This is a genomic window from Aquidulcibacter sp. (assembly GCF_044346625.1).
Taxonomy (GTDB): Bacteria; Pseudomonadota; Alphaproteobacteria; order Caulobacterales; family Aquidulcibacteraceae; genus Aquidulcibacter.
Genome location: NZ_JBIIYV010000029.1, coordinates 16,233 through 38,621 on the forward strand (window position 1 = coordinate 16,233; position 22,389 = coordinate 38,621).

Consider the following 22,389-nt stretch of genomic DNA (forward strand, 5'->3'; position numbering starts at 1 on the left):
GCTGAGGCGATCAGCCCGCGTTTAAAACGGACTGATCGCACCCAAGACTTGCTGCCCTTTGGGCGGCTGTTGATAGGCCGTGATCTGGCCACGCCCACCGTAAGAAATGCGGGCTTCTGCCATTTGTGTGTGGCGGACTTGATTGGCCGATGTGATATCTTGTGGCCGCACAATCCCTGAGACCAAAAGCTCGCGCAATTCATTGTTGATGCGCACTTCCTGGCGACCCGCCACCACCAAATTACCGTTCGGCAGGACTTGGGTGACGATGGCAGCAACGGTCATATCGACCTTTTCATTGCGCGCCACTTGGCCTTGGCCTGCGAATGCCCCGTTAGAACTCGCCCCAACCATGGTGGAAGGGTCGAACCCTTCGGGCAAGACTTTGCCCGGCAATTGCTCCAAACCAAAGAAACTGGTCACCCCGCCATCCATGGTGGATTTTCGCGTACGGCCGGTTGAGTTGTTCAATTGCGCCTGATCATTGATCTGAATCATAACGGTCAGGATATCGCCAATATTGGAGGCGCGGGGATCATTGAAGAATTGCCGCGAGCCCGCCTTCCACAACGAGTTTGACGAGGCTTGGCTCATCTGCTGGGTAGGCATTGGCATCACAACTTGGCGACGCCCCGTTGCGGCATAGGCGGGATTCTCAATCGGCGTCACTTCAGGCGGCTTACCAGCGGTGCGCACTTCCTCAAGTGTAGAGGCGCAGCCTGTCAGGGTCAGAGCCGCCAAAATCACCAAGCTGAACTTTTGCATCAATTGACTCCATTCTGATTAGGCACCCGAGCCGAAAGCTGGCTTAGCATCACGCGGGCCGTGCCCGGGCCATCGACAATGGCTTCCAGCACTTTGCTGGATTTCGGGTTTAGCACTTTCACATTGGCCCCAATGGCAGCATCGCCCAGAGCTTTGCCGCGAACCGATAATTTGAGGCCTTCGGATTCATAAATCAGGGTCACAGGCTCATTGCGACGCACGGACGGCGTGTCCATCACGTCCATCGCACGCAGGGGGGTGTTGGCGAGCAAAACGCGCTTGGCGGTTTTGCCGATCAAAGCTTCTGGGTCTGCCAGCGCATCGCGAGGGGCGGTCGAGGGTGTATCGATCCACACCACATCCTCTGCCTGAATAGCTTCACCGCGCTGGATCGTACGACCAAGGACAGCAAGGGCTTCAGGCCGGGCTGGGGCTGCTGCTGGCGCGCTGGCTCTTTGCCGGATGTCGGGCACACTGGGTGTTGAGGCCGTTGGTTGGATTGGGATCAGGGGATCGATGCGGCCGGGTCCATTGACGACAATCTGGCGTACGCCTTCACGGTTTGGCCAATTAAGGCCCGCCGCCCGCGCGCGCGCTTGAAGGGGTGCCGCACCAAAAACAACCATTTGACCAGGACCGGGAGAGCGCGCAATCGCCGCATTGGCATAAGCCCCCGCATTGTCGAACACATCGCCAAAGGTAATTTGGGACTTGTCCGAACGCGGATTGGCCTTGAGCGACAGTATAGGGCCTTTCTGGGCAACTTGGGCATAGCTTGGGCCAGTTTGCACGACAGGCGCGCCCAGCACTAAGAGCGCGAGGCAGCTAACCCAGCTAATCAGTGGCGAGGGGCGGGGACTAGTCATTTAAGCCCTACCGGAGGACTTGAGATGTGGCTTGCATCATCTCATCGGTGGCATTGATGACCTTCGAATTCATTTCATAAGCCCGCTGGGCGATGATGAGGGCTGAAATCTCAAACACCGGATTGACGTTGGATGCTTCGACATAGTTTTGGTTGATCGAGCCAAGGCCGGGCCCTGTTGGGTTACCGATAGTGGCAGGCCCTGATGCGGCGGTTTCGACCAACAGATTGTCGCCCAAAGCTTCAAGGCCCGCTGGGTTTACAAAGCCCGCCAACGTAATCTGACCCAGATCCTGCGGCGCGGTTTGGCCGGAGATGATGGCTTGCACTTGACCTGAAGGCGAAATGGAGAAGTCGAGCGCACCGTCGGGGATCTGGATTTCAGGCTGAACAATATAACCCTCGCCGGTCACGATTTGCCCAGTTGCTGAGGAAGAGAAATTGCCAGCGCGTGTATAAGCCGTCCGCCCATCTGGCATGAGCACTTGAAAATAGCCCCGGCCATTGATTGCCATGTCATATTTATTGTCGGTTCGGGTCAGGCTGCCCTGTTCGGCGATACGATAAACCGACCCCGTTTTCACCCCATAGCCGACTTGTACCCCGGTTGGGTCAATCGTGCCGGAGTCAGAGGTCGTGGCACCTGGGCGTTCGAGGTTTTGATAAATCAAATCCTGAAACTCAGCCCGCTGGCGCTTAAAGCCTGTTGTATTCATGTTGGCGATGTTGTTAGAAATGACTTCAACGTTGAGCTGTTGGGCCAACATGCCGGTAGCTGCGATATTCATAGAGCGCATGTGCTTGGTCCTTTAGTCAGATTAGGATTGAACCCGGGCGAGACGTTCGATCGCTCGTCCACGCAAGTCCTCAGTTTGTTTCTGCAGACGGGTTGCGCTTTCAAAAGCGCGACTGATTTCCATGATGCGGGTAAGCTCTGTCACTGCGACGACATTGGAGCCTTCGATCATCCCTTGGACGACTTGCGGGTCTCCAGCAGCTTGGGCGGCTTCATCTGTGGGTCTCCACAGATTATCACCGACTTTGTCGAGGGCACCGGGGCGGTCAAACCGCGCAATGCCAAGTTGGGCCACCGTCACGCCATTTTGCTGGATAGATCCATTCTTCGCGACCAAGGGCTCGCCTTGGGTAATGTCTAAAGTAATGGGCTGGCCAGCCGTATCGAGAACAGCGCGGCCATCGCCCGTTACGATGCGGCCTTGCGTATCCATTTGGAAGCGACCGTCGCGGGTATAGGCATTGCCTTGCGGCGTCTGGACGGTGAAATAACCTTCGCCAGCCAAGGCAAAATCAAGTGGATTGTCGGTGCGTTGTAGGGCACCGGGGCGGAAGTCACGTGCGATCGTATAATCGCGGACAAACTCGACCGTCTTGGGTCTTTCAGCAATAGAGGCGGGACGGCGAATGACGGGTTCAAACAATACCGACTCTGACTTAAAGCCAGCGGTGGAGACGTTCGCCATATTGTTTGCCGCGACATCCATTTGTCGCCGCAAGGCATTTTGAGCCGAAACAGTGATGAGAAGTGTATTGTCCATCTCTAAATTTACCTTCTAGGTGAGCTCACGATGCGCTTTGGCACCAACTTCTCTGAGCCAGGACCAACACCTTGCAAGTGCCGGGCCAAGAATTAATCATTAAAATTCAATATTCTAAAATGGTTGGCGCTCGAATTCGGCAGATGATGCCGTGAAGAATTGGCCGCAATAGGCGTTTTTGGTCCGTCTCTGGGCAGTTTTTGCCGCATGGTTAAGATTTAGTGACATTTCATTAACCACGATTGGCTTAACTCTGGGCCTTACAAACGCCCATGCGTGCCCGCTGAGTCGGTGCTCGTTCAAGCCAGAGAGAGACACCAATGGCCGGTAAGAAAGAGAAAAAGGGTGACGCCCCTCCTGAAGGCGCTGAAGGGGAGGAAGGCGCTGGTGGCAAGAAGAAACTTGCCGGCAAACAGCTGATCTTATTCATCGTTCTACCTGCTATTCTGCTTTTAGGTGGCGGTGGCGCTGCGGCCTATTTCCTTGTTTTCGCCAAGAAGCCTGCTGCCGTTGCGGATGCGAATGGTGAAAAGGGCAAGGACGAGGACAAGAAGAAAAAGGACGAAAAGAAAAAGGAAAAGGGCAAAGAAGGCAAAGAGGGCAAAGGCGATGACAAGAAAGAAGGCGGTATAAAACTGGCTGAGGGTCCAAATGGGGAAGGGTTCGTCACGCTCCCAGACCTGATCGTCAATATTGCCACCGCTGACTCGCGCCCTGCTTATTTGAAGCTTCGTCTGACGTTGCAAGCTAAGGATATGGAAACTGCAGCGACGATTGAGCCGCTTCTGCCCCGTATCCTTGATCAATATACAGGCTTCCTTCGTGAGCTTCGAATGGAAGATATTGCAGGTTCTGCCGGCTATTCCCGTTTGCAGCTTGAGCTTTTGAAGCGGGTCAATCTGGCGATTGCGCCGGCCCAAGTCGATGCCGTTCTCATCGAAGAAATGTTGGTTCAATAATGGCGGATGATCTTGATCAAGACGCAATGGCGGCTGCTTGGGAAGCAGAGGCTGCGGGCGATGCCCCAGGTGTCGGTGGCGATGATGCCTTTGCTGCCGAATGGGAGGCCATGGTAGGTGGTGAAACCGGAAAAACCATTTCTGCCTCTGCAATTGGTGCGGAACGGGTTCTGAACCAAGACGAAATCGACTCGCTCTTGGGCTTTGACCTCGGCGATGATGATAGCGATGAGAAAAACGGCATCCGCGGGATCATTAACTCCGCGCTTGTTTCCTACGAACGCTTGCCCATGTTGGAAATCGTCTTTGACCGCTTGGTGCGGTTGATGACGACCAGTCTGCGTAACTTCACGTCCGACAATGTTGAAGTCTCCCTCGACCACATCTCGTCAATCCGCTTTGGCGATTATCTGAACTCCATTCCACTACCAGCTATTTTGGCGGTTTTCCGGGCTGAGCAATTGGACAATTACGGCTTGATGACCGTTGATTCCAATTTGATTTACTCAATCGTGGACGTGTTGTTGGGTGGCCGCCGCGGCACGACAGCCATGCGGATCGAAGGCCGCCCTTATACGACGATTGAGCGCATGCTTGTGACGCGGATGATCGAAGTGATCTTGCAAGATATGCAGGCCGCATTTGAGCCCCTGAAGCAAGTGGACTTTTCGCTGGACCGGATTGAAACAAACCCGCGCTTTGCCGCCATCGCGCGGCCTGCCAACGCCGCCATCATGATCAAAATGCGGATTGATATGGAAGACCGGGGCGGTCGGGTCGAGCTTTTGCTTCCTTACGCAACTCTTGAACCAATCCGTAAAATGCTCATCCAGCAATTCATGGGTGAGAAATTTGGTCGGGATAATATCTGGGAAGGCCACTTGGCTACCGAACTTTGGTCGACGGACATGCAGGTTGAAGCTGTCCTTGACGAACTGCCGGTGCCACTCGGTCTATTGCTGAACTTAAAGGTCGGTGAAACCGTGTTTTTGAACCAACCCCCAGACGGCAGCGTGGAATTGCGTTGCGGGCAGATTGCCTTGACCAAAGGCCGCATGGGCAAGATGGGCCGTGCGATCGCTTTGTCTCTGGATGGACCACTAACAAACTCGGCAAGACGGGAACTGATGAACCAATGACCGACCTTTATATCCCGATTGCGCAGATCATTTTGGCGGTTGCGATGTTGGCTGTCGCGGTCTTGTGCATCCGTCTGGACCGCAAGATCACAGCCCTGCGTGAAGGCAAGGACGGGGTGGCTGCTGCTGCCACAGAACTCGCTTTGGCTGTCGGTCGGGCTGAAGCTTCTGTAGCGGCGTTGAAATCTGTTTCAGAGGCCGCTGGAGAAGACCTTCAGCGCAATATTGAGGAGGCCCGCGCAGCGGCTGAGGCCTTGAAGTTTCTCGTTACAACCGCACGTGCAGTCGAGTTGAAGCCAGCGCCAGCGCCTGAACCTGTACCAACTCGGCAAAAGCGCGACCTGCGTTGGGATGAAGAAGAAGTTGAAGAAGATTTCCGGCTGGCGCGGCGCGGTCGCCCGTTGGCCGAAACCTGGGGTGGATTGAGATGAGTTTTAAGCTTCGGCCTTTAACGGCTCTGGCTGTTGGTTTGGGCGTGGTCGGCTTGGCACAAGTCGGCCGCGTTGCTTTTGACGCGACCAATGCAATGGCCGCAGGCGAAGCCCCGAAAAAAGAAGCTGCCGCTCCTGCTGATGCTGGGGCACCAACTGCCGGGGCTGCCGCACCTAAAGCCGGTCCGCCGATGTGCTTGCCTGTCGATTTGGCCAAAGAAGCGGGCATTAGCGCAGCTGAATTCCGGCTGTTGCAAACCTTGCAAGAGCGTCGTCAAACCTTGGACACGCGCGAGCGCGATATTGTCACGCGGGAAAACCTGCTCGCCACGACGGACGCGAAGATTCAAGAGCGGATGAGTGCGCTAAAGGCTGTAGAAGGCAATCTTCAGAAACTCTTAGGCCAAGTTGATGATTTGGAATCTCAGCGGATTACCTCGCTCGTCCGGGTCTATGAGAAGATGAAGCCCAAGGATGCGGCCGTGGTCTGGGAAGGTTTGGACACCGAAGTCTTGTTGAAAATCGCGCAGAAAATGAAGGAGCAGCCGCTCTCGCTTATTCTGGCAAAAATGTCGCCAGAGCGTGCACGCGAAGTCACCCGTCGTTTGGCTGAAATTGATGCGCCAACCTTGCCAGTTATGGCAGGTAGCCCCCCTGTCTCACCCCAAAACGTAGCAGCACCCGCAGCAGCACCTGCAACCCCACCAGCATCTAAAGCCCCGCCTGCTAAAGCGCCTGGCCAGCAAGCCGCTCTAAACAACCAAGCCAAAGGTGGTCCTGCTCCAAAAGGTTCGGCTGCGGCTAATGCTGCATTGGATGCCAAAGGGACAGGCCCAGCCGGTGCCGGGCCTACAGCGCCGCGTGCGCCGACGCCAAAAGCGCCGAACAACCCTTCAACACCGCAGCCAGCTGCAAAAGCGGCATCAGGTCAAGCCCCGGCAGACCCCGCCCAACGGCCAAAAGCTTAAGTTAACCGCAATTCTGCCTCTTTCAGTCGGTCTGCACTGGTAAGGGGAGCTTAACCGGATTCAGGCATAAGCAGATTTCTCCAGAAACTGGGCCAGACGTGGTCCGGCAGTGAGAACAAGAGATCTGACTTAGAGACCAGATGGCTAAATTGCGCCGGTTACTTGCTTATGTTGTCTGTGTGGCACTTGCGTCGCCACCGATGGCGTATGGCCAAAATGCTGCCCCTGCGGCCGGTGCTGCACCTTCGGCCCAACAAGGCCTCAAAGGGGTCACGCTTTCTGCTAGCCAAGATGCAACCTATGCACGCCTCTTAATCGCTTGGCCTGCGGGGACCAATCTTGCCGCCACGGCTGTTGCAACACCCAATAATGGCCTCGCGTTGATCCGTCTGCCGCGCGCCATTGAAGCTGATCCGACAAATTTTGCCAAAGGCGCGCCAGATTTTGTGGCCTCAGCCGCATTGAGTACTGACAAGCGCACCATTCGCGTCGCCCTGTTACAGCCAACCCGTGTGGTGACAAGCCGTGTTGGCAATGTTCAGGCTTTTGACTTCGTGATGTCGAATGCAGAAGCACCGCCTCCCTATGAGGGTGAGGCCAAAGCCTTAGCGGCAGCGACTCCGGCGGGCAAAGCGGGCGAAGGCCCAGCCGATGATGAGTCTGGCGCACCCAAGAAAATGATTAATGGGACTGCGCCGGTCGGGGCACCCAAAGTTCAAGTAGATGTGTTTGAGGCCAAGGAATTCACGCGCCTGCGTCTGTCGCGCGTTGGTAATCAGTTTCCGTTGCCTGCCCATGGCTATGCCCGCCGGGGCGACCGCTTAGCGATAGCGATACCAGGCAAATTTGCCTTTGATACCGCCGCAATCCGCAATCGACCTCCTGCGCGGGTCGAGGATGCCGCGCGCTATAATTCCGATACAGATTCATCCTTCTTGCTGGATGTCGCGCCCAATAGTGTTGTACGTCACAGCCGGGACGGTAATGCAATCCTAATCGACATTATGCCAGAAGGGGCAAACCCCGATACGATTCAGGCATTGCAAGACGAAGCTAGCGGCAAGATTGGCTCGCCCGCCCCAAAGTCGGTTGCTGGCAAGCAAGCTTCCAAAGAAGGTGCTAAAGCAGGTGAGGCGAAGGGAGCAGCGCCAAACCCAGATGCCATGAGCGAAGAAGCGAAAGCCAGCGAGCTTGATGCTGAAGCCTTACTCGCTCAGCGGCCAGATCCTGCGCCCACCGGCCGTGTCCGCATGAGCAGCGCCATGGTCGGTAAGGAGATGCAGCTGGAGTTTGACTTTGAAACCCCAGCCCCAGCCGCCGTGTACCGCCGGGGTGATTCAATTTACGTGCTGTTTGCGACCGCAGCAGATGTGGATGTGGGCCGCGTGCCGAGTGGCAGATTTCTCAGCCGAATTGAGAAAGTTCGCGGGGACGGGGTTTCAGGTGTTCGCATCATCGCGCCGCCTGAGGTTCAGGCGACCCCGACACCGATCGGTTCAAAGTGGAAAGTTGTTCTATCGCCAGAAAAGCAAGTAACAGGGCGTTCGATTGGTTTGGTGCGCGAACAAGCTTTGGACGGCACCTCCCGGGTAAAGGCCTTAGTGCCCGATGGTGCAGCAACTGGCATGATCACAGATCCTGCGGTGGGCGACACCCTTTTGGTCGGGCTGGCCTTAGGCCCAATCAGCAATTTGGGCGCGCAAAGATCTTATTTGGAAGCCGTTTTGCCAGAAACTTTTCACGGCTTAGTGGTTGTACCAAGGACTGATGATTTCGAATTGCGGCGCGATGTCGACGGATTTGTCTTGGTCCGCCCGCAGGGCATGGCCTTGTCAGGCTTGGCAGCCGCTGATGCGATGAGTGAAGGTCCAGCCACGGCGCCGGGCTTCATCGACTTTAAGACTTGGCAATTGGGGCCAAAAGCAGATTTCACCAATAACCTCAATAAATTGCGGCGCAAAGCCGCACTTGAGTTGGGCGACAGCAACAATAAGATCAGCTCCCGAGTCGATCTGGCTAGGTTCCTTATTGTGTGGGATCTGGGGGCGGAAGCCTCTGGCGTTATTCGGCAATTACGCTCTGACGTTCCAGCCCTAGAGCGCTCTCCCGAGTTGTTGGCCCTTGAAGGTATCGCCACCCTGATGGGCGGGCATGGGAAAGGCGCGCTGGATTTGTTGAGCGAGCCTGAAGTCGCCGAAGATCCTGCCGCGCAGTTGTGGGCCGGCTTGGCTGCGCAGATGAGCGGCAATGCCAGCGAATCCCGCGTCCGCTTTGAACGTGGCAAGACCGCGCTGCAGAATTTTGAACCTGAATATCGTGCCCGGTTTAACATTGCCAATGGAAATGCCGCCTTAGAATTGGGTGATGGCGCGTTAGCCTCCATGACCTCCAATAGCGCACAGCGCGAAGCCCAAAACCCACTGACGCAATTGCAAGCAGCGCTCCTGGCTGCGCGTGCCATGGGGGCCACTGGCCGCGTCAACGAGGCGCTGGTTGCCTTGACCAAGCTTGCGACCGCACCTGATCGCGAGATTGCCGCGCGGGCGGCCTATGAAAAGGCGAACCTTGGAGAATCGAGCGGCAAAATTTCGCCGATTGAAGCGATCAAGGCGCTGGATGCCCTACGCTACACGTGGCGCGGTGACGACTTGGAATTCGACATTCTGCGTCGTTTGGGCGGCCTGTATATCCAAGCTGGCGATATTCGCTCCGGCCTGACGACAATGGCCAGCGCTTCGACTCTGCGTCCTGATCTGCCAGCTGCCCGTCGACTTCGTGATGAATTGTTCAAACAGTTCAAATATTTGTTTCTCGAAGGCGGCGCGGATGGGATGGACCCAATCCAAGCCTTGGCGCTCTTCTATGACTTCCGAACTTTGGCTCCGATTGGGCCAGATGGGGACCGCATGGTGCGTGGCTTGGCAGAGCGCTTAGTCGCTCTGGATTTATTACCCCAAGCCACGCAATTGTTGCAGCACCAAGTTGATAAGCGCCTCGAAGGCTTCTCGAAAGCCCAGGTTGCGACCGATCTTGCCGCACTTTACTTGATGGACCGCCGTCCAGAAGAGGCCTTGCGTGCGATCTGGAATAGCCGCGTATCGCTCTTGCCAGAACCCTTGAATGAACAGCGTCGTTTGATCGAAGCGGCAAGCTTGGCTGATCTTGGTCGTAAAGATCACGCGCTGGAAACCATTGAGTTTGACGACTCCCCCGATGCGGCGCGGGTACGGACTGAGATTTATATGCGGGCAGGCGACTGGCCGAATGCGGCAGCCAATGCGCGGGCATCTCTGCCGCCAGCACGGGCAACTTTGACTCCTGAAGATGCAGGCGAAGTTCTGCGGGTTGCGGTTGCTCAATCTATGGCACGGGAAGATGGCTTTAACCGCGGCCTTGTTCGCACCCATGGCCAAGCGATGAGCAAGAGCGCTTATGCCGAAGCCTTCAAAGTGGTAACGGACAGTGCCATTCCGTCGAGTGCCTCCTTACAATCGGCTGTGAAAATCGCCACCGGCGGCTCCCCGTATGACGGTCTGATGCGTCGCTTGCGGGATCGCTTAAACCGTATCGAGACCCCGACAGGAGCCGAAACCACCCAAGCCGCGCGGGCTATTGGCCCAACGGATGGCAATCCTAACGGACGTCTGACGGCTGCTATGCTTTCGATCTTGCCTAAGGCGCTCCAGCCTGAGGGAACCCAAAAGGAAGCGGCACCCCTGTTGCCAGACGTGCGTCCAAGCTTGCCGCCACAACGTTCTCCTGCTGTCGCCTCTAGCCCACAGCGTGCTCCAGCGCGGTCAGCGAGCACGGCACCGAAGACAGCACAAAATCAACCAGCCCCTAAACGGCCTGCGGCACGTGCAGGTGTGGATGCGCCGCGTGATCCCCCGCCGGCGCCAGTGGTCAGTCGCTAACCGGGTGGAACGGCCCTAAAGCTCTGCACGAGGCTTTCAGCAACCAAGCGCCAGCCATCGACGAGCACAAAGAAAATCAGCTTAAACGGCAGCGAGACCACAACCGGTGGCAGCATCATCATACCCATTGCCATCAAGAGCGACGCAACCACAAGGTCGATCACCAGAAACGGCACGAACAACAAGAAGCCGATTTCAAAGGCGCGCCGCAATTCTGAAATCATGAAAGCAGGGGTAACCACGCGCATCGGCAGCGCTTGGGCATTTTGTGGCGTCGGGATGCGGGCCAGGCGGATAAACAGCTCCAAGTCCTTTTCCCGCGTTTGGACCAGCATGAATTGCTTCAGTGGCTCTGTGGTGCGCGGCCAAGCTTGCTCCATCGTCAATTCCTGTTTGGTCAAAGGGGCGATGCCCTCATTCCAGGAACGCTCGAAGGTCGGCTGCATGATAAAGGCGGTAAGAAACAAAGCCAGAGAAACCATCACCGCATTGGGTGGTGCTTGCTGAAGGCCAATCGCCGTCCGTAAAAGGGACAAGACCACAACAATCCGCACAAAACTGGTGGTCATGATCACAACAGAGGGCGCTAGAGACAGGATGGTGATCAGCGCAACAGTCTGAACCACTCGTTCTGTCAGTCCAGTCCCACTACCCAAATCCAAATTGATCGATTGCGCCACTGCGGTGGCAACCCCCAACATAGAAGCCCCCATGGCACAGACAAAAATGATCAACCAGCGCTTGAGTAGGCGTTTGAGCTCGGCCCGTGATTGGCCTTTGGCTTGGGCGGCTTTGTTTGAGGCTTTTGAGGTCATGAAGGGGTGCCTGTAGCTGAGGAGACAGCGAGCGAAGGGGGCTTTGAAGCTAACGGGTCGATAGTTTTGGAGCTGAGCGTGCTCGCCCCGGTGGGGGAGACCAAGACCAAAAGCTCTTGATCATCGCACTGAATGAGAATGGCACGAGTCCGTCCGGCATCCAGCCATAGCTGCTCCACCAATTTCAGTCGGCCTTTGGCGAGGCCGGGCATTTGGCCCTGCATCAGGCCATAACGGCGGGCCAGCCAAGCGGCACCGAGCAAGAGGCCAAGCGTTACGGCCAAAGCAGCGGTCGCCCGAATGAGGTCAAAAAAGTCCATTGGTCAGCCCTCTATCCTAGATGCCATCCCACCCAGATCGCGCGTGCTTCTGCACGCCTGTTCTCGCGTCGCCCGCTCCGGTTAATCAAAAGTTAACAAAAGGCCTTCAGGGATATTAATCAGTGCTTAACCACGATCACTTCATCATTACAGATGCGAAGAATCGCAAGGATCATGTCATGGGCATCACCGACACGCCATTTTTTAACGTTCTGCGCGAACGTATGGGCTTTCTGAACGAGCGTCAGAAGCTCTTGGCAGAAAATGTCGCTAATGCGTCCACACCCAAATATGTGCCGCGCGACCTCGATAACCGTGCCTTTGCTGATGCAATCGCGCGGCAAATGCCGCAAGCACGTAGCGGCCTTGCAGGGGCGGCACCTTTGTCGCCAGTCAAAATGGCGGCGACACGGTCCGGGCACTTGGATGGTGGCGCGCCCGCAGCAGGCTCTGGCCGCGCGATTAAGACGCCAGACAGCGAAGTGACGCTGGATGGCAATGCGGTCGTCTTAGAAGAACAAATGATCAAAGTGGCCGATACGCGCATGAATTATGACGCGGCTTTAGGCCTCTATCAAAAAGGTTTGCAATTGATGCGCTTGGCATCGCGCAAGCCGCAATAGGAAGATAAGCCATGTCAGATATGAATGCTGCGCTCAATGTTGCTGCTTCCGGCCTTCGCGCTCAAACCGCGCGGATGAAGGTGATTGCGGAAAACATCGCCAACGCCAATTCCACCGCACCCAATCCCGGTGCCGACCCCTATCAGCGCAAAGTCAGTGTATTTGGCCAAGTTCTGAACCGCGAGAATGGTACAACAGAAGTCAAAATGACCAAGGTCCAGAAGGACACGTCGGATTTCCGCTTGCGCTATGACCCGACCCACCCCGGGGCGAATCCCGAGGGCTATGTGAAGTTGCCAAACGTCAACACGTTGATTGAAAGCCTCGATATGCGCGAGGCCCAGCGTGCCTATGAAGCTAACCTAAATGTCGTTGAAAGCGCGCGGGCCATGATGTCTCGCACGCTCGATTTGCTGCGCCGCTAAAAGCGCCTTTTCAGGAGAAACCTGAGTTATGAATTCAGCCGCCCTTCTTGCCGCCAAAGCCTATGGTGCCGCCGCCGGTGGCGCTGCCCCCAGCACGGGGCCAGTGATTGCCGATACCAACTTCAATTTCTCGTCCATGTTGGCACAACAAGTTTCGTCCACGGTCGAGGCCACAAAGGCTGCAGAAACCCAAGCGGCTCAAGCGGTCACTGGCAAGGCTGAAATGATCGACGTCGTCACGGCCGTGGCCGCTGCCGAAGTGCAAATGGAAACCATGTTGGCCTTCCGCGATCAGGCGATCCAAGCCTATCAGGAAATCATGCGGATGCCGATTTAAGATTCAGGCGCAACTTTGATCCTTTGGATCAAAACGCACATTGATTTAAGATTCACGCGCAACTTTGATCCTATGGATTAAAACGCGCTTTTGTACTTCGCTGCCCAGCCGAACTTGTATCTGAACGCAATCTGGCTCAGATCAGGCCTATGAGCAGAAGTTTGATCTATGGCGATATTCCAGCCGGCTTAGTCGAAGTGCCGCACGACGGGGTGCAGGTTTCCCCGTTGCACCCCGGCGCTGTTACCTTGGATGCCTTGAAAGAGGGCTCCTATGCGGGCCTCGTCATGCGGGCACCTTCTAATACGATTGAGCGCCGCCATGAGATCGCGCTTGCCCTGCGCGCCCTGGCCCCCGGCGCACCTTTGACGATTTTGGCTCCAAAGGACAAAGGCGGCACACGTCTGGCCAAAGACTTGACGGGCTTTGGGGTCATGGTCTCGGACCAACCCAAACGGCATCACCGCATTTGCCAAGGCACCCGCCCGGAGACATTGAGGGGACTGGATGCGGCACTAGCCGAAGGCGCATTGCGTCTGCTCCCAGACTTAGGCTTTTGGGGACAGCCGGGGCTGTTTAGTTGGGACCGTGTGGATGCGGGCTCTAAGGCTTTGATGGAAGTTCTGCCAGCCTTGTCCGGCAAGGTGGCGGATTTCGGGTGCGGGGCAGGGGTGTTCTCGCAACTGGTTTTACAGGGCCAAAAAGTCACTGCGGTCACTGGATTTGAGCTGGATCGCAGGGCGATAGCTGCCGCTCATAAGAGCATTCAGGACCCAAGATTTTCGAGCGTCTGGGTCGATTTGGTGGCCACAGGCGCACTGGGGCAAACCTTCGACGCCATTGTCATGAACCCACCCTTTCACCGCGCGGGGATTGAGGATCAGGCGCTCGGTACGGCCATGATTCACCGCGCGGCAGAGGCTTTGCGCCCTGGTGGCTCCCTCTGGCTGACCGCCAACCGCCATTTGCCCTATGAAGCGACCTTGAAGGCCCGCTTTGCCAGCTTCACGCTGAAATCTGAGGCGCAAGGCTTTAAAGTCTATCAGGCGATCCGATGAGCCGACCGGTTCCAACTGCCCGTCTCGATCGCCTTTTGGCAAACATGGGCTATGGGTCGAGGCGTGACATTGGCCTGATGACGAAAGCGGGCTGGATTAGCCTCGACGGTGAGATCGTACGCGATGAGGCCGCGCGCGTCAGTCTTGAAGCTGATTTGCCGGCCCGTATGCTTATCCGAGGGAAAAAGCTCGACCCCTTACCCGGCATGGTCATCATGGTGCATAAGCCCTTGGGCGTAACCTGTTCGCGCAAAGAGGCGGGCACACTCATCTATGATTTGCTACCGGACCGGTGGCGGGCACGAGAGCCGGCCTTATCGACGGTCGGGCGGCTGGATAAAGAGACCTCTGGCCTCATCTTGATGACCGATGATGGCGACCTCTTGCACAAAATCATCTCGCCAAAGCACCATGTGCCTAAGCGCTATGTGGTTACGCTCGATCGGCCGCTCAACGGCACTGAAGTAGCCGCTTTTGCCGCTGGTGGCCTTATGCTGGATGGTGAGGCCAAGCCCTTGTTGCCTGCAGAGTTAGAAGTAACCGGTGAGCGGTCGGCTATTTTGACGCTGCATGAGGGCCGTTATCATCAGGTTAGGCGCATGTTCGCGGCGATCGGCAATCATGTCACCGCACTTCATCGCGATCAGATTGGGGCCTTAGGCCTTCCCGAGGACCTAGATGCCGGCAGTTTGCGCGTGATGACCGAGGACGATGTTGCAAAAGTATTTGCCGCCAAGCTTTAGGCTCTCCGGCATGTGGTCGGCTTTGTGGGTGTAGCGCTGTCCGTCCGGAACCAAGCCCGGATTGTGGTCCCTGGACGCGGCCCTTCCTGGTAATTCTGACCCATCCAGTTGTTGAAGGCGGCTTGGGGCTCCAGAATAGCCAGCGGGTCAGTCACGCTAAACTGGGCCGACCACAAGTCTGAATTATAGCCAGCCGTGGTTTCAATGAGGATCATGTCTGGAAGGCTACACATCAAATCCTGTGTGATCTTCGTCCGAACATCCTGCAGCATCGCTTGCCCATTCACGCTCTTGTCGGCGTGCAATTGGGGCAGCATCCACAAAGAGAAATAGCGAGAATAGAGGGCCTTTCCTTGCTCGAACGGACGATAAAAGGCATTGCCTGGGTCCGACGATAAGACTGCAACTGTGCTGTCGCGGGGACTCTTTTCCAACATCTGCTCAACAATTCGAGTTGGGCTGCCCTCTGGCAACGGAGCGTTTTCTTGCACAAATGTCCAAGTTTTGAGCCCTGGGATGACCACATTGCCCAAGATCAAAGTACCGGCCACCAATCGGCTAAAGCGAATACCGCTCTCGGGCTGCGCGCTTGGCTTGTGCAGGGCAAGGGCTAAGGCTGCGAGGATAATGACAGCCTTGATAGGCATATAATGATAGCCCCAACCTTTTGCTTGAATGCAGACGTTGAAAGCACACACTAAAGCGACCCAACATAAACCTAAGGCGATCGGTTCAAATGGGCCTGCCCTTCGGTTCAAGAGGACCAAGATAAATGGGATGAATGCAATGCTGCTAAGCCCAATAATCTTTGAAATCGCGACGAGCATGGGTTGGTCGCCAAAATCCCGGAGGCCTTGGTAGCTTGCTGCTGTTAAGGGGACGATTTCGGTCAAATAATGCGGAACAAGCGCTAAGACGGATACGGTATAGACCACTGCGCTGAAAGCGAGGGTGAGAACTTCAGGCCGAAAGGGACGCCAAGCCTTGCGCTGCTTCCAGATCAGCCACAGTTCCAATGTAATTGGAACCAAGATAAAATAGTGTTTGAGCGCAAATCCATAGGCCGCAATCAACCCAACCAGAATGGCAAGAACAAGCCCAATTCTTTGCCCCTTAAGGCGCGCGGCAAAGATAGCAACCCAAATCGCACAGGCTAAGGAAAAGGCCTGTTCGCGTTGACCGGCCTCATCCAAGGGCACAATGCCTATTGCCAGAATAAGGCCAGCACAAAAAATCGTCCGGCCATGCGGGGTCCAAGTCTGTGGCAAAAGGCTCCAAATACACGGCAGTGCGATGGCGAGCCCCAAAAGATTGAAGAAGGAGGCAATCGCGAACGAGGATTGCTGGGTGATCTCTGCCAACCAGACACTGGGGACTGCCGCCCAAAACCAGAGCGGTGGATTAAGGTCGATCACATCGCGATAAAGCTCTCCCCCATGAAGAACTTCTTTAGCTATGTGGTGCTGCCATGCCACATCCCAAGTTGGGGGAAATTGGAGGGTTAGGATCAGGCTGAAAATCCACAGGCAGGCGAGGCTTACAATCTGTGTCAGTCTCGAATTCTGCACGCTCAGCGACGTCATGCCAGCCCATCTCCCAAGGACACGTCCCGTAAATCTTGAGGACCCCCTATGGATATTAGCAAAATCTGCCTTATAAATGGTGAAGTCGTTGGTTGCGCGCTCTGTGCGCTATGCGAACACTACTCGCCACCTCGGTCGTAACCCTTTAGGCTAACGCCTATCTAGGCTCGACATAGATCAAGCAGGTGATGGGAGAGACGAACATGCGGATCGGGAAATACGCCATATTGGGAGCAGTTTGCTTAATGAGTGCTCAGGCATTCGCCCAAGCGCCAGCCATGCCACCTGCACCGCAGCCTCGTCTGGATTGGCAAAAATCTGGCTATAATGTTGGCTTTCCGGCTGCTGAGGACAAGCGTGTTACACGCGATAATGCGCTCGCCTATCCCTACACAGGGTGGAGCTATCAACATGTACGAGAGCTCTTCCCGACCCGCGGCGTGGCGCGCGGTGGACCGGTTAGCCCCTTGCCTAGCCAGCCAATGTCACTCGATGGGCTGACCTTTACCGCCCCGGACGGCAAGACAATCAGCTGGGCGCAATTTGAAGCCGAAACCCACACTGATGCCATGTTGGTGATACATAAAGGCAAAGTCGTTTATGAGCGCTACGCCAACGGCATGACGCCCGAAAGCCAGCATTTATTGTTCTCAGTCACCAAGTCGTTTGTCGGTCTCATGGCTGAACTCTTGATCCATGATGGCAAGCTAGACGAAACCGCCAAAGTCATTACCTACGTGCCCGAACTTGCTGGCTCTGCTTGGGAAACAGCGACCGTGCGCGACCTTATGGATATGCGCGACGGGGTCAGCTTTGACGAAAATTACGCCAATCCAAATGCGGAAATCCACCGCTATGCCCTGGCTTGGGGCTGGGGCCCCGCAAATATCCCGGCACCAAAAGGTGTTTATGAGGCACTGCCAACGCTGAAGACCCGCTTTGCAGATTCCGGTGGCCCATTCCGCTATCGTTCTGCAGCAACCGACGCGTTGGGCTGGGTGATCGCGCGGGCCAGCGGGCAAAGCCTATCAAGCCTCGTTTCTGAACGGGTTTGGAAGCGACTGGGCGTTGAGCATGACGCAACTTGGGCGATTGACCCAGCCGGGCAGGAAATCGCTGCGGCTGGCCTCAATGTCACAGCGCGTGACCTTGCCCGCTTGGGCGAGATGTTGCGCCAAGATGGCAGTTTTAATGGCCAACAGATTATTCCCGCCGCTGTGGTGAAGAAAGTTAAGGCGGGCAGCGATAATGGCGCATTTCGGGCCTCAAATCCCATCCCCGCACGCCTCAACTGGTCCTATCGCAGCCAGTTCTGGATCAGCCATGATGCCAATCAAAGCTTCAATCTGTTCGGCGTGGCGGGACAACGTGTCTATATCGACCCTACAAACCAGATCGTCATCGTCCGCTTTGGAAGCCACCCCGTGCTGTCGAACTTGTTCACCGCCGCGATCCATGACGCAGCATTTGGGGCATTGACAGCGAAGCTTACGGCGCGGTGAGGGCAGCGCGCATTTAATGCCCTTCTCCCACTGGGGTCGACCTATAGGTCGACGGGTTGGGGCGCTCCCCTCTCCCAGAGGGGAGTGCGAATAGACAAAAACTTATCCCACCCCATCCGCCATCCCCGTAACCTAATCCCATCTCCGGCAAGAAGGCGTTGTTGCTGCAGCGGCGACACCGGTTGGGGATGGGTAAGCGGGGTTAATCGGGGCAGACGTGGCTGCCTCGTGTTTTCATAAGGATTAGCTGTCCTTATGCCCGGTGTGTTCAAGACCGACTGCCGTGTGAAGCCGGAGGTCAAGTCTTTCAATAGGCTTGGTCCAACCTCGCGGGTAGCCTTAAGTGTGTTTTGGCCTTTACGTACTAGGCGGGGGAAATGTCACCACCGAGGAGGGCTCATGATCTTCCCTTGGGCACACAGACTTATTTCAGCCGGGGCGCATGGTTTGCGTCGTAATCCGGGCCAGTCCGTTAATCTGGCCCACCTCATTTGGCGCACACCACGCGCCCCGGCCCCTCTGCCTATGGGAGAGGGATCGGGGTGAGGGCTTACACTCACCCAATTTGAATGCTGGTCTCAGAGCTTTTCATCTTGTGTGAGCTACTACAACACTGCGCAAAGTCCCCCTCACCCCCGTCCGTCGACCAATTGGTCGACCCCCCATTGGGGGCGAGGAGAGGGCCCGTGACGACACAGATGTCGCGCTAATCCTAGATGATCCATCCTGGTGAAACAGGGTTTCCCCTAAAATGGGGCCAAGGGAAAAGGAAGCGGTCTACAAAACGTCAGCGCATCCGTTTCGGGTACCTAGCTTACGCTTGACGAAGTAATAGGGCAGACCCACGTAGTGAGGCCTAACTTTAGCTAATTTTTGGTCCACCCATGACATTTATTTCCGCCTTTCTCGCCATTATTGGTTTGGCCTTTATCGACAGCCTCAATCCCTTCTCTATCGCGGCTTGTGCGGTTGTCATTGCTGGACAGCAAAGTCTGGCGCGCGGTTTCATCTTCATTACGGCAACCTTTTTGGTCTATTTCCTAGGCGGGGTCGCGCTGGTAAGCGGTTGGGTTGAGGCTGCAGCGGCCATGCGACCCTGGATCAAGCCTTGGATGGCGATCGCGTTTTGGCTTGCGCTTGCACTAGGTTCTTTCATTGGCGCGGTCATTTTGTGGCGGCGACCTGCAGCAGTTGCGGACAAAGAACCAAAACAGCCAAACTCTGCCGCTTTGGTTGGTGTGTTTCTCTTTGCCTTGAGCTCGACCCTATCAGATCTGCCGACAGCGTTGCCCTATTTTGGCGCGATTCCAATCATGGTTTCCACGGAGGCCAATTTTCTGGGTCTCTTGGCTTGGTTGGCGCTTTATAGCCTGATCTATGTTAGCCCTTTGATTGTGTTGCTCTGCTTCCGTAAAATGGCGCACAAACAGTTTGAGCCCCTCGTTGGGAGCATCAACCGCTCTATGGACTGGGCGATCCGCCGCCTGACCCCGGCCTTACTGGTCCCCTTGGGGGTCTGGGCAGGCTATGAGGCGTTGCGGCTTCTTCTGACAGTTTAGGGCTGCTCGGCCTACTAGCCCCGTGATGGATCAAAATAGGGCTTGTCGCCGGCAATGGTCACACGCTCCATAATTCGTACAGCTGGGAAGTAATCTGACGCCGCATAATGTTGGCAAGCGCGATTGTCCCAAAAGGCAAGCGAGCCCGGTGCCCAGCGGAAGCGGCAAACACGCTCTGGTACGGCGGCGAGGCTATACAAATGGTCTAACAGCCAATCGCTCTCCTTCTTGGACAGGCCAAGAATTCGAGAGGTGAAGCCTGTGTTGACGTAAATTCCGCGTCTGCCCGTCTCAGGATGTGTGCGCACAACGGGATGGGTTTGGACGGGGAATTTTTCGTGAAGCTTCTCAATGTCTTGGTTTAGCCTTTTGGCGAAAACCCGCGCGATATCATGCTCAGCTTCCAAGGTGCAGACGAATGCCTGCATCGCGGGACTAAGCGCGTCATAGGCCGCATACATGTCCGAGAATAACGTGTCGCCGCCAACTTCAGGCAATTCGATGGCACGCAAGATGGAGCCCAGCGAAGGCTCTGCCCGCCAGGTGACATCGGAGTGCCAATTATTCTCGACCCCGCGCGAGTTCGGGCCATGGGCAATACGCAGGACTTCTGGGTCTGGCTGATCGCGAGGCGTTGCGGGGTGAATTTCAAGGGGACCAAACCGGCGCGCAAACGCCAAATGCTGGGCGCGGTCAATGTTTTGGTCGCGAAAGAACACGACTTTATGGGCCAAAAGCGCCGCACGAATGTCGCCAATCATGGCGTCATCCAAGTCTTTGCTCAGATCAATACCCAGCAATTCAGCGCCAATCGTAGGCGTCAAAGGGCGAACTTCAAAGCGAGTAAACTGGCTGGCTGGCACATGGACGGTCATGATGTCGTCTCTCCTAGATCATTATTTGAGAGAGATCGTATCCTGCATTTGGCTTTCGGCAAGCCTCACCAAAGTTAGACTTAGTCAGGAACAGATTCGCTGGCTTCCAGCACATCTTCAAATGTCCGCAAGCCAGGCTTTGGTGCGCAGACCAAGACCGCCATATTGCCGGGCAAATGCAGATTGTCGAGCATCTTTTCGTGAGCCAGCGGGATATCGGCCCACTCAAACACTTCCGACATGCACGGATCAATGCGGCGCTCAATCACCAATTGGTTCGCCGCGCTCGCCTGTTGCAAATTGGCAAAGTGGCTGCCTTGCACGCGCTTTTGCCGCATCCACAAGAAGCGGGCGTCCATGGTCAAGTTAAAGCCCGTGGTACCGGCACAGATCACGACCATGCCCCCGCGCTTGGTGACAAAGACGGAGACCGGGAAGGTGCTTTCGCCTGGATGCTCAAACACGATATCGACATCGCGCTTGTCGGTGACGTTCCAGATGGCTTTGCCGAACTTGCGGCATTCCTTCATATAATCGTTGAATTCTGGGCCGTTGACGAGGGGCAACTGCCCCCAGCAATTGAAGTCCTTGCGGTTGAGGACGGACTTCGCCCCCATCGACAGTACATAGTCGCGCTTGCTTTCGTCTGAGATCACGCCAATCGCATTGGCACCTGACACGGCGCACAATTGGGTCGCGAATACGCCGAGGCCACCCGATGCACCCCAAACCAGAACATTCTGACCGGGCTTAAGCACATGGGGGCGGTGGCCAAACAACATGCGGTAAGCCGTCGCCAGGGTGAGGGTGTAGCAAGCGCTTTCCTCCCATGTCAGGTGCTTGGGCCGTGTCATCAACTGGCGGGACTGAACCCGTGCGAACTGGGCGAAGGCCCCGTCCGGTGTCTCATAGCCCCAGATGCGCTGGCTGTTTGAGAACATGGGGTCGCCGCCATTGCACTCTTCATCGTCACCATCGTCTTGGTTGCAATGGACCACAACTTCATCGCCGGGCTTCCAGCGCTTGACGTTCTTGCCCACAGCCCAAACGATCCCAGCGGCGTCAGAGCCGACAACTGCATAATCTTGGTCAAATCCATCCAGAACGCTGACAGGTTCACCCAGCCCCGCCCAAACGCCGTTATAATTGACGCCAGCAGCCATCACCAACAGGAGGACTTCATCATTATCAATCTCAGGCGTCGGCAAAATTTCAAGCTGCATCGCCTTTAGAGGGCGGCCATGACGCTCTTTCCGGATCGCCCAGCCCCACATGGTTTTAGGCACATGATAAGCAGGGGGAATTTTGCCGACAGGATAGAGATCGAGCAAGGGCTCACCCGAAATTGGTGGTGCCGCTACATCTGTTGTCGTCATCCCGAACTCTCCCGCTGAACATGCTTGGCGCGATGGTTTTTCGCATTTTGTGGAAATTGGTTTCTCGATAGTCTGATTTAGAGGCAGAAACATGCGCTTCAAGCCCCGATCAGACCTAGTCTGAGCCAAACTCTTCTGCTGCGCTGCAGCATAATTTGTCAAGCTGTTTTTAGCCCCGCTAGAAGAACCATTCTAACTAGCGGACAAAAAGATCGATGCTAACCTGTCGTATATTTGAGCAGAAGTTGGAGTTAAGGGTGAGTTCGTTTCAAGCAAAAATTGGCCCACCGCGCATTCTTTTGGGTATTCTGGCGATCGGTTATGCGGCCATAAACATCACTATTGCCATGACTGTCAGAGGTGAGTTTGTGCCTTGGCGACATGTGGATGAATTGCTGGCCTTGGCCTTTGGCGTGATGAATCTCTTGCAAGAGGTATTCTTGTCCTATTTCCGCAACCGCTTTGTCCTTGTCGAGATGAATGAGCAAGGCCTGTTTGACCGCCGGATTATGTATGAGCGACTGGCTTGGGAGCATATTGAGTGGATTGAACCCCATCCAGGTGGGGTGGCAGACC

Annotated in this window: 22 protein-coding genes; 13 read left to right on the top strand and 9 right to left on the bottom strand. The window is 55.8% G+C overall.

Annotated features, from left to right (window positions below; translation table 11 throughout):
• Positions 1 to 21 precede the first annotated feature (21 nt).
• The 4 genes from flgH to flgF are packed head-to-tail and all read right to left on the bottom strand — an operon-like array spanning position 22 to position 3,186.
• Positions 22 to 765 carry a flagellar basal body L-ring protein FlgH gene (flgH, locus tag ACIQ20_RS08990; RefSeq protein ID WP_395779505.1) on the bottom strand — a complete coding sequence of 248 codons (744 nt, stop codon included), beginning with the start codon at positions 763 to 765 and terminating at the stop codon, positions 22 to 24.
• A complete protein-coding gene (flgA, locus tag ACIQ20_RS08995) occupies positions 765 to 1,631 on the bottom strand; it encodes a flagellar basal body P-ring formation chaperone FlgA (protein ID WP_395779507.1) in 867 nt (288 codons plus the stop codon). Before flgA ends, flgH begins: the two co-directional genes overlap by 1 nt.
• 7 nt (positions 1,632 to 1,638) lie before the next feature.
• Entirely contained in the window at positions 1,639 to 2,427 is a 789-nt protein-coding gene (flgG, locus tag ACIQ20_RS09000; protein ID WP_395779509.1) for a flagellar basal-body rod protein FlgG, read from the bottom strand.
• Between the two features lie 21 nt (positions 2,428 to 2,448).
• A complete protein-coding gene (gene flgF, locus ACIQ20_RS09005; RefSeq protein WP_395779511.1) occupies positions 2,449 to 3,186 on the bottom strand; it encodes a flagellar basal-body rod protein FlgF in 738 nt (245 codons plus the stop codon).
• A 320-nt stretch (positions 3,187 to 3,506) separates the two neighbouring features.
• Between flgF and ACIQ20_RS09010 the strand changes: the two genes are divergently transcribed.
• From ACIQ20_RS09010 to ACIQ20_RS09030, 5 genes are all read left to right on the top strand, one after another.
• The gene (locus ACIQ20_RS09010; RefSeq protein WP_395779513.1) at positions 3,507 to 4,145 is read left to right on the top strand and encodes a flagellar basal body-associated FliL family protein; all 639 of its coding nucleotides are present in this window, start codon (positions 3,507 to 3,509) and stop codon (positions 4,143 to 4,145) included.
• Positions 4,145 to 5,284 (top strand): flagellar motor switch protein FliM, encoded by a 1,140-nt coding sequence (gene fliM, locus ACIQ20_RS09015; RefSeq protein WP_395779515.1) that lies wholly within the window; start codon positions 4,145 to 4,147, stop codon positions 5,282 to 5,284. The genes ACIQ20_RS09010 and fliM overlap by 1 nt, the downstream gene beginning before the upstream one ends.
• Entirely contained in the window at positions 5,281 to 5,715 is a 435-nt protein-coding gene (locus tag ACIQ20_RS09020) for a DUF6468 domain-containing protein (protein ID WP_395779517.1), read from the top strand. The genes fliM and ACIQ20_RS09020 overlap by 4 nt, the downstream gene beginning before the upstream one ends.
• Positions 5,712 to 6,683, top strand: coding sequence for a hypothetical protein (locus ACIQ20_RS09025; RefSeq protein ID WP_395779519.1), 972 nt, complete (start codon positions 5,712 to 5,714; stop codon positions 6,681 to 6,683). Before ACIQ20_RS09020 ends, ACIQ20_RS09025 begins: the two co-directional genes overlap by 4 nt.
• Before the next feature lie 140 nt (positions 6,684 to 6,823).
• Positions 6,824 to 10,597 (top strand): hypothetical protein, encoded by a 3,774-nt coding sequence (locus tag ACIQ20_RS09030; RefSeq protein WP_395779521.1) that lies wholly within the window; start codon positions 6,824 to 6,826, stop codon positions 10,595 to 10,597.
• Here the strand turns inward: ACIQ20_RS09030 and fliP are convergent.
• Together fliP and ACIQ20_RS09040 are read right to left on the bottom strand one after the other, a co-directional pair.
• Positions 10,594 to 11,310, bottom strand: coding sequence for a flagellar type III secretion system pore protein FliP (gene fliP / locus ACIQ20_RS09035; RefSeq protein WP_395779549.1), 717 nt, complete (start codon positions 11,308 to 11,310; stop codon positions 10,594 to 10,596). The two genes, ACIQ20_RS09030 and fliP, sit on opposite strands and share 4 nt — an antisense overlap.
• A 98-nt stretch (positions 11,311 to 11,408) precedes the next feature.
• Positions 11,409 to 11,732, bottom strand: a complete 324-nt coding sequence (locus ACIQ20_RS09040; RefSeq protein ID WP_395779523.1) for a flagellar biosynthetic protein FliO — start codon at positions 11,730 to 11,732, stop codon at positions 11,409 to 11,411.
• Between the two features lie 122 nt (positions 11,733 to 11,854).
• Between ACIQ20_RS09040 and ACIQ20_RS09045 the strand changes: the two genes are divergently transcribed.
• The 5 genes from ACIQ20_RS09045 (at position 11,855) to ACIQ20_RS09065 (ending at position 14,918) form a co-directional block, all read left to right on the top strand.
• Positions 11,855 to 12,355: a flagellar biosynthesis protein FlgB gene (locus tag ACIQ20_RS09045; protein ID WP_395779525.1), complete on the top strand. Its 501-nt coding sequence runs from the start codon at positions 11,855 to 11,857 to the stop codon at positions 12,353 to 12,355.
• Positions 12,356 to 12,366: 11 nt separating this feature from the next.
• Positions 12,367 to 12,780 carry a flagellar basal body rod protein FlgC gene (gene flgC / locus ACIQ20_RS09050; protein WP_395779527.1) on the top strand — a complete coding sequence of 138 codons (414 nt, stop codon included), beginning with the start codon at positions 12,367 to 12,369 and terminating at the stop codon, positions 12,778 to 12,780.
• Between the two features lie 28 nt (positions 12,781 to 12,808).
• Positions 12,809 to 13,117: a flagellar hook-basal body complex protein FliE gene (gene fliE, locus ACIQ20_RS09055; protein ID WP_313585738.1), complete on the top strand. Its 309-nt coding sequence runs from the start codon at positions 12,809 to 12,811 to the stop codon at positions 13,115 to 13,117.
• A gap of 149 nt (positions 13,118 to 13,266) precedes the next feature.
• Entirely contained in the window at positions 13,267 to 14,175 is a 909-nt protein-coding gene (locus ACIQ20_RS09060) for a class I SAM-dependent methyltransferase (RefSeq protein WP_395779529.1), read from the top strand.
• A complete protein-coding gene (locus tag ACIQ20_RS09065) occupies positions 14,172 to 14,918 on the top strand; it encodes a pseudouridine synthase (RefSeq protein WP_395779531.1) in 747 nt (248 codons plus the stop codon). Before ACIQ20_RS09060 ends, ACIQ20_RS09065 begins: the two co-directional genes overlap by 4 nt.
• Here the strand turns inward: ACIQ20_RS09065 and ACIQ20_RS09070 are convergent.
• Complete coding sequence (locus ACIQ20_RS09070) at positions 14,915 to 16,501, bottom strand: hypothetical protein (protein WP_395779533.1); 1,587 nt, start codon at positions 16,499 to 16,501, stop codon at positions 14,915 to 14,917. The genes ACIQ20_RS09065 and ACIQ20_RS09070 overlap by 4 nt on opposite strands.
• Before the next feature lie 245 nt (positions 16,502 to 16,746).
• Here ACIQ20_RS09070 and ACIQ20_RS09075 point away from each other — a divergent pair, with 245 nt between their 5' ends.
• Positions 16,747 to 18,003 carry a serine hydrolase domain-containing protein gene (locus tag ACIQ20_RS09075; RefSeq protein ID WP_395779535.1) on the top strand — a complete coding sequence of 419 codons (1,257 nt, stop codon included), beginning with the start codon at positions 16,747 to 16,749 and terminating at the stop codon, positions 18,001 to 18,003.
• An 884-nt stretch (positions 18,004 to 18,887) separates the two neighbouring features.
• Entirely contained in the window at positions 18,888 to 19,562 is a 675-nt protein-coding gene (locus tag ACIQ20_RS09080) for a GAP family protein (RefSeq protein ID WP_395779537.1), read from the top strand.
• A 14-nt stretch (positions 19,563 to 19,576) separates the two neighbouring features.
• On the opposite strand, the gene ACIQ20_RS09085 is transcribed toward ACIQ20_RS09080, so the two are convergent.
• Positions 19,577 to 20,437: a TauD/TfdA dioxygenase family protein gene (locus ACIQ20_RS09085; protein ID WP_395779539.1), complete on the bottom strand. Its 861-nt coding sequence runs from the start codon at positions 20,435 to 20,437 to the stop codon at positions 19,577 to 19,579.
• A gap of 80 nt (positions 20,438 to 20,517) precedes the next feature.
• Positions 20,518 to 21,813, bottom strand: coding sequence for a crotonyl-CoA carboxylase/reductase (gene ccrA / locus ACIQ20_RS09090; protein ID WP_395779541.1), 1,296 nt, complete (start codon positions 21,811 to 21,813; stop codon positions 20,518 to 20,520).
• Between the two features lie 257 nt (positions 21,814 to 22,070).
• On the opposite strand from ccrA, the gene ACIQ20_RS09095 reads away from it, so the two are divergent.
• A partial coding sequence (locus ACIQ20_RS09095) for a hypothetical protein (RefSeq protein WP_395779543.1) occupies positions 22,071 to 22,389 on the top strand: 319 nt, incomplete at its 3' end.